The organism is Pseudomonas sp. WS 5010, assembly GCF_012985565.1.
In the GTDB taxonomy this organism is placed as follows: domain Bacteria; phylum Pseudomonadota; class Gammaproteobacteria; order Pseudomonadales; family Pseudomonadaceae; genus Aquipseudomonas.
Map to the genome: position 1 here is coordinate 1 of NZ_JAAQWQ010000024.1, position 1,236 is coordinate 1,236.

Below are 1,236 nucleotides of genomic sequence, written 5' to 3' on the forward strand. Positions count from 1 at the left end.
TGTAGTGGTCAACTAATCCCGGACACGACGTTAAGTTTTTTCTCGGCCTGAGCCGGGGCCAGCCCATTATTGAACTGATGCGGTCTAATCCAGTTGTACCGATGCATCAGGTAATAGCTGATGTCGCGATTCGCTTCTTGAGCTGTCATGTAGCCCACGGTCGGTATCCATTCAGTTTTCAAGCTGCGAAACACACGCTCCATCGGCGCATTATCCCAGCAGTTTCCACGACGGCTCATGCTTTGGCGCATGCGGTAACGCCAGAGCCGTTGGCGAAACTGGCGGCTGCCATATTGCGAGCCCTGATCCGAGTGAAACAAAAGCCCTTGAGGCCTGCCGCGCTGTTCGTAAGCCATGTCCAACGCCTTGATGACCAGATCCGCATCCGGCTTGTTCGACAGCGCCCAGCCCACCACTCGGCGCGCGTGAAGATCCATAACGACAGCCAGGTAATGCCATTTCCCTTGAGCCCAGATGTAGGTGATGTCGCCACACCAGACCTGATTCGGCGCCGGCACATCAAACTCTCGATTCAAGATGTTCGGAATGTCAGGCCGTTCAACCGTCGCTTGTTTGTAGGCATGTGATCCAGGTTGTTTGCTGACCAACTCCAGCTCCCGCATCAGGCCTCGCACCTTGAACCGCCCAATTTGCTCGCCGTCTTCTTGCATCATCAACACGATGCTGCGGCTACCGGCGGCGCTTCGACTTTGCGTAAACAGTTCGTTGACTCGACTGCGCAACCGAAGCCGCTCAACGTCTGGAGTTCGGCGCCTGAGGCGGTGGGCGTAGTAACACGAACGAGTGACATCAAAGACTGCGCAAAGCCAATCGACCGGCTCTTGGGCGCTCAGTTGATCAATCAGCGCGTGCGCTCGTGCTCTTCCGACATCAAGAGCGCGGTAGCCTTTTTTAAAATGGATTTCTCCCGCTCAAGGCGAGCGATTCGAGCTTCCAGTTCCTGGATTTTCTGCTGCTCAGGCGTCAGCGCTTTACTCTGCGGAGTAACGCCGGTGCGCTCCTGCTGAAGCTGGTTAACCCAGCGGCGCAACGCGGACTCGACCACACCAAGTGAGCGGCTGGCTTCGATATGGCTATAGCCTTGATCGAGCACGAGGCCTGCGGCCTCGCGTTTGAATTCAGCGGAAAAGGAACGACGTTGTTTTGTCATCAGACACCTCTAACTGGCGAGCATTCTCGCCTAAATGGGTGTCCGGTTTCATTAGACCACTACAA

Annotated in this window: 1 protein-coding gene; it reads right to left on the bottom strand. The window is 55.7% G+C overall.

Translation table 11 applies throughout. The features are described from left to right. Positions 1-8: 8 nt before the first annotated feature. Positions 9-1,171 (bottom strand): IS3 family transposase gene (locus HBO11_RS28395; protein WP_169957412.1). Its coding sequence is split into 2 segments (ribosomal slippage): positions 9-916 and positions 916-1,171, totalling 1,164 coding nucleotides; the frame shifts between segments, so codons are not numbered across the junction. Between the last annotated feature and the right edge of the window lie 65 nt (positions 1,172-1,236).